The following is a 5664-nucleotide window of genomic DNA, read 5'->3' as shown; positions in this document are numbered from 1 at the left end:
CACGAGGCGCGCGCCGACTTCGACCCGGTCACCGGGCGGTCCGCCGAACTCCTCGCGGACCAGCTCGACCGCTTCGAGTCGCTGCTCGCCGACCTCCTGGAGATCAGCCGCTTCGACGCGGGCGCCGCCGCGCTCGACGCGGACGCGGTGGACCTGCGCCTGGTGGTGCGGCGCGTCGTGGACGGCGGGCTGTGTGGCACCTTGGGGGGTATGGGGTGTGCGTGGGGTGGGCGGGTGCGGTGGGGTGGGGTTCTCGCGTGCGCGTCGCTCGCGGGGGGCAGTCTGGTGTGGGCCGTGCGGGATCTTCTCGTCGCCGGCGGGCATCCCGGGCGTGTCTGGTGGCTGTGGGCCGGTTCGCCGTCCGTCTGGGGCGGGAACGCGGTGCAGGTGACCTCGCTCGGGGACGGGGTACTCGCCGTGCTCGGGGCCTGGGGTGCCGTACGGGGGGTCAGGGCGCCCCGTGCCGCCGCCCCCGCGTTCGCCGCCGTCGGCGCCTGCGCGCTCGTCGTACGGCTGCCGCCCTCGTGGCTGCTTGCCCAGCCGTGGACCGGGCCCTGGGCGGGGCCGGGGCCGCACACGCTCGCGCGGTTCACCGATCTGGCGGGGCTGCTGCTCGGGGTGCTGCTGCTCGGCTGCGCCTTCGCCGCGCGGCGCCCGCGCGCGGCCGGGGCCGTCCCCCCGTCCCGTACCGCCGCCGCGCTCCTGCTCTTCTCCGCCGGGCTGCTCGCGGTCTGGGAGGCCGTACGGGCCGAGGACTACGGCGGCGCCGCCTACCGGGGCGCCCTGCTCGGCAACCGCAGTACGACGCTCACCCTCCTCGCGGTCCCGCGGCCCTGGTGGGCCGCGGCCCTCGTGCTGCTCGCCCTCCTCGCGGGGATCGCCTGCGCGGCGCGGGCGCGGGCCGGGCGCGCGCTCGGCACCGCCGCCGGGGCGATGCTGCTCGCCTGGGGCCTCGTCAGACTCTCCGTGGCCCTGCGGCAGGAGCGCTTCGACGGGGCGCTCAGCGGTACGCCCCGCCTCCAGCTCTCGCTCGCCAGCACCCTCGCCTACGTGCTCGCGGGGCTCGCCGTGCTCGCGCTGCTGCGCACCCCGGCGCGCGAGGGCGCGGCGAGCCCCGCCCCGCTCACGCCTCCCGCGCGCTGAGCCCCAGCGAGCGGCGCAGGAAGTCGACCTGGAAGAGAAGCAGGTTCTCCGCGACCTCCTCCTGCGGCGTCATGTGCGTCACGCCGCTCAGCGGCAGGAACTCGTGCGGGCGGCCCGCGGCGAGGAGCGCCGAGGACAGGCGCAGGCCGTGCGCGACGACGACGTTGTCGTCCGCGAGGCCGTGGACCAGCAGGAGCGGGCGGTGCGGCTCGCGCGCCTCGGAGAGGCCCTCGTCGGTGACGAGGGAGTTGTGCGCGTACACCTCCGGCTCGGCGGCGGGGTCACCGAGGTAGCGCTCCTGGTAGTGCGTGTCGTACAGGCGCATGTCCGTCACGGGGGCGCCCGAGACGCCCGCGTGGAAGACGTCGGGGCGGCGCAGGACGGCCATCGCGGCGAGGTAGCCGCCGAAGGACCAGCCGCGGATCGCGACGCGCCCGAGGTCGAGCGGGAAGCGCTCCGCGAGACCGTGGAGCGCTTCCACCTGGTCGTCCAGGCTCAGCGTCAGACGGCGGTTCACCGCCTTCTCCCACGCGGGCGAGGGCCCCGGCGTGCCCCGCCCGTCCGCGACGACGACCGCGAAGCCCTGCTCGGCGAACCACTGCGAGGTCAGGTGCGGGTTGCGCGCCGCCACGACCCGTTGGCCGTGCGGCCCCCCGTACGGGTCCATGAGGACGGGAAGCGGACCCTCCTCCTCGCGGTACCAGGACGGCAGCAGCACCGCGCACGGAATCTCCCGTGCGCCCCCCGTCGTCAGCACCGGGCGCGGCACGAGGTCCGGGGTCTCGGCGTACGAGGCGAGCCGGGCGACCTCCTTGCCGTCCCGCAGGACCCGGTACACCGTCCCGAAGACGTCCAGGCTCGCGGTCGTGAGCACCGTCAGTGGGCCGCCGCGCACGGCCGAGTGGACTCCCGCGCCCTCGCTGACCCGCTGGACGCCGAGCGCGCTCACCCGGTGCACGTGGATCTCGCCGGTCTCGCGGCCGGCCGAATCGGCGCCCGCCGACGCGGAGATCAGCACGTCGTCGGCGCCCACGTCGAGCACCGCGCGGACCTGGAGCGTCCCGCCGGTCAGGAGCCGGTCGCCGACCGCGAGGACCCGCGCCCCGCCCTCGTCCGTGATCCGCACGAGCTTGCCGTCCGGGGTCCACGCCGGGGAACCGGCGCGCAGCTCCACCCAGTCGGGGTCCTCGTCCGCGTGCACCATCCGCGTCGCGCCGCTCTCCTCGTCCACGCCCAGGTAGAGCGCCGCGCGCTGGTCGCGGGACTGCACGAGCAGCAGCGGCGCCCCCGCGGCCGACCAGTGCACGCGCGCGAGGTAGGGGTAGCGGGCCCGGTCCCACACGACCTCGGTACGGCCCCCTTCGAGGTCGTACAGGAAGAGCCGCACGTCCGCGTTGGCCGTGCCCGCGCGCGGGTACGCCACCTGGGCCGGCTCGCGGTCGGGGTGCGCCGGGTCGGCGATCCACCAGCGCGGGACGGGGGACTCGTCCACGCGCGCCACGAGCAGGCGCGCGCTGTCGGGCGCCCACCAGAAGCCGCGCGTGCGGTCCATCTCCTCGGCCGCGACGAACTCCGCGAGGCCGTAGGCGACCTGGGCCTCCTCCGGCGCGGCGAGCGCCTTGTCTCCGCTCCCGTCCGCGTCCACGAGCCGCAGGGCGCCCTCGGAGACGTACGCGATCCGCGAGCCGTCGGGGGAGGGGCGCGGGTCGATGACGGGCCCGGGCACGGCGAGCGCACGGCTCGCCCCCGAGCGCGTGTCGGTCGTCCACAGGCGCCCCGACAGGGCGTAGGCGGCCGTGGTGAGGGCCGCGTCGCTCGCGTACCCGACGATTCCGGCGGCGCTCTCCCTGGCCCGCTCACGCCGGGCGCGCTCCCGCGCCGAGAGCCGTTCGCCGCCCGCGCCGAGCAGAGCGGCCGGATCGGCGAGCAGCCGCTCGCTCGTCTTGCCGTCCTCGGTCACGTCGAGAACCCAGAGCATCTGCGAACGATCGGTCCCTGACCTGGAACGAAGGAAAACGGTCCGCGAGCCGTCGGGGGCGATCGTCAGGGAGCGCGGTGCTCCGAGGGTGAAGCGCTGACTGCGCGCGTACTGGCGGGGGAAGCTCAGGGACTCCGTTGTCATGGCCCCAGGGTAGAAGCCGGGCCGGTGGCGGTGCGCCCCTCATGCTCCGGTGCGACGGCTCGTGCGCAGCCACTCATAGTTATGATCCGTAGCGCATGGTGGACGCAGCTCCGTCGTGCGCTGCGGGTGCCCGGGGACAGCGCTGTTCCCGTGCCACCGCACCTCCGGCGCCGACCGCCGGGGGACTTCTCCGCAGTTCGCGAGCATGGGAGGTGAGCCGCCGTGGCGCTCTCGATTTCGGCGGTGGTCCTGATGTTGATCATCGTCGTCCTGCTCGTCAGGAAGTCGGGGCTGAAAGCGGGGCACGCGGTCGTCTGCGTGCTGCTCGGCTTCTTCCTGGCCGGCTCCTCGATCGCACCCACGATCAGGGAACTGACGAACAACGTGGCGGGGATGCTGGGGGACATCAAGTTCTGAGCCGTCCGGGACGCCCGCGCCCCCGGACCGGGGTGCCGCGCGCGTCCCGGACACGGTGCCGCGACCGCCGGGGCGGGGGCCCGGCGGGTGCGCGGCGGGCGCGCGGCGCGGGCTCGTAGGCTGGGGCCCACGACGGAGAACGCCCGCCCGCGCCTGCTCCTCGTCCACGCGCACCCGGACGACGAGTCGATCACCACCGGTGCCACGATGGCCGCCGCTGTCGCGAGCGGCGCCCGGGTCACCCTCGTGACGTGCACCCAGGGTGAGGAGGGCGAGATCATCCCGCCCGCGCTCGCCCCCCTCGCGGCCGACCGCGCCGACCGGCTCGGCACGTACCGCAGCGGCGAACTGACCGTCGCGATGGCCGCGCTCGGCGTCCGCGACCACCGCTTCCTCGGCGGCCCCGGGCGCTACCGCGACTCCGGCATGATGGGCGCCCCGCAGAACGAGCGGCCCGGCTCCTTCTGGTCCGCGCCGCTGGACGAGGCGGCCGGGCACCTCGTCGCGGTCATCCGCGAGGTGCGCCCCGACGTCCTCGTCACCTACGACCCCGACGGGGGCTACGGCCACCCCGACCACATCCAGGCCCACCGCGTCGCGACGCGCGCCGCCGAACTCGCCGCCGATCCCGGCGCCCTGCCCGCCGCCGGGCCCGCGCACACGATCGCCAAGACGTACTGGAACCGGCTCCCGCGCCCCGTCGCCGAGGCCGCCTTCGAGGAGGCCGCCCGCGCCCTGCCCGCGAGCCCCTTCACGCGGCTCGCCGCGGTCGACGACGTGCCGGGCGTCACCGAGGCCGCCCGCGTCACGACCGCCGTGGACGCCCGCGCCCACCTCCCCGCGAAGCTCGCGGCGATGCGCGCCCACGCCACCCAGCTCACCGTCGCCGAGCCCCTCTTCGCCCTCTCCAACGACCTCGCCCAGCCCGTCTTCGGCGTCGAGTACTACGAGTTGGTCCGGGGCGAGGCGGGCCCGCCGGGCCCGGACGGCCTCGAAGCGGGGCTCTTCGCCGGGCTCGGGACGCACACCCCTTCCCCCGCCAGGGAGCCGCAGTCATGAGCAACAAGCCCAAGGTCCCCGCCCAGCGCACCGCTCCCGAGGGGCACTTCCTCACCGCGCCGCCCCGGCCCGCGCGGATCGCCGGGTACACGGGCGGCGCCCTGCTCGGCCTCGTGACGGGGCTCGCCGGTTCGCTCGTGCAGGCCGCGCTGCCGCCCGGCGGACTCGCCCTCGCGCTCGCCGCGCTCGCCGGGCTCTGCTACGGGGGCGCCCGGCTCGCCCGCACCCTGGCGGGGGGTCTGATCCCGGCGCTCGGCTGGCTCGTGGCCGTCGTACTGCTCACCACGACACGCCCCGAGGGCGATTACGTCTTCGGCGCCGGGCTCGGCTCGTACGGCTTCCTGCTCGGCGGGATGGCCGTGGCCGTGATCTGCGCCACGGGCGGGCGGCCCGGCGGCTGGGCCGGGCCCGGCGCGGTGCGTACGAGCGCCTGACGGGGTACCCGGCCCGTACCGGCCCCGGCCGGCAGCCGCGTGGGGACGCACGCGACCATTGACGCGAAAGCCCCGGAAGCCCCGACTTCGGCCCGCGGGCCGGACGGAGCGCGTCCGGCGGACAGTATGGTGGTGCGCGCCGCCGAGCCACCCCCCACCTTCGGCAGGGGAGCCCCCTCGCGGGAGGTCGTGACGGGCGGTGGAGCCAACCAGGAGAGCCTGCCTTGAGTCGTGATACTGAGAGTTCGTCCTCCGGCCCCCGGGGGAGTGGCGGCGGTGCCGCCTACCCCTCGGGCACGCCCCCGTACGGCACCCCGGCGCAGGGCGAGGACGGCACCGCCGCCCCGCAGGACGCCGCGGCCCCGGGTCGCTCCGAGGAGCGCAGGACCGAGACGACGATGACGACCCGGATCAAGATCAACATCCCCGGGTCGCGGCCCATCCCGCCCGTTGTGCTGCGCACGCCGATGAGCGAGCGGGAGAAGGAGG

Annotated in this window: 5 protein-coding genes and 1 pseudogene; 5 read left to right on the top strand and 1 reads right to left on the bottom strand. The window is 76.1% G+C overall.

Features of this window, described 5'->3' with window-relative positions:
- Positions 1 to 1143, top strand: a 1143-nt coding sequence (locus SSBG_RS35685; protein ID WP_324603497.1) for a hypothetical protein, incomplete at its 5' end; no start/stop codon positions are given.
- Here the strand turns inward: SSBG_RS35685 and SSBG_RS08600 are convergent.
- Positions 1124 to 3265 carry a prolyl oligopeptidase family serine peptidase gene (locus tag SSBG_RS08600; RefSeq protein ID WP_008745798.1) on the bottom strand — a complete coding sequence of 714 codons (2142 nt, stop codon included), beginning with the start codon at positions 3263 to 3265 and terminating at the stop codon, positions 1124 to 1126. The two genes, SSBG_RS35685 and SSBG_RS08600, sit on opposite strands and share 20 nt — an antisense overlap.
- A 222-nt stretch (positions 3266 to 3487) precedes the next feature.
- Between SSBG_RS08600 and SSBG_RS08595 the strand changes: the two genes are divergently transcribed.
- From SSBG_RS08595 to SSBG_RS33600, 4 genes and pseudogenes are all read left to right on the top strand, one after another.
- Positions 3488 to 3682, top strand: coding sequence for a DUF2304 family protein (locus SSBG_RS08595; protein ID WP_007822441.1), 195 nt, complete (start codon positions 3488 to 3490; stop codon positions 3680 to 3682).
- 120 nt (positions 3683 to 3802) lie between these two features.
- Entirely contained in the window at positions 3803 to 4741 is a 939-nt protein-coding gene (mshB, locus tag SSBG_RS08590) for an N-acetyl-1-D-myo-inositol-2-amino-2-deoxy-alpha-D-glucopyranoside deacetylase (protein WP_037871253.1), read from the top strand.
- Positions 4738 to 5175 (top strand): DUF6113 family protein, encoded by a 438-nt coding sequence (locus tag SSBG_RS08585; protein WP_008745796.1) that lies wholly within the window; start codon positions 4738 to 4740, stop codon positions 5173 to 5175. Before mshB ends, SSBG_RS08585 begins: the two co-directional genes overlap by 4 nt.
- Before the next feature lie 224 nt (positions 5176 to 5399).
- A pseudogene (locus tag SSBG_RS33600) lies at positions 5400 to 5664 on the top strand (hypothetical protein); the annotation flags it as partial.

The organism is Streptomyces sp. SPB074 (assembly GCF_000154905.1).
Lineage (GTDB): Bacteria > Actinomycetota > Actinomycetes > Streptomycetales > Streptomycetaceae > Streptomyces.
This window is presented reverse-complemented; position numbering and strand designations above follow the sequence as displayed.

Excerpts from the sequence above, each read along its gene's own strand:
- SSBG_RS08600 (WP_008745798.1), bottom strand. The coding sequence starts at position 3,265 with ATGACAACGGAGTCCCTGAGCTTCCCCCGCCAGTACGCGCGCAGTCAG.
- SSBG_RS08585 (WP_008745796.1), top strand. The coding sequence starts at position 4,738 with ATGAGCAACAAGCCCAAGGTCCCCGCCCAGCGCACCGCTCCCGAGGGG.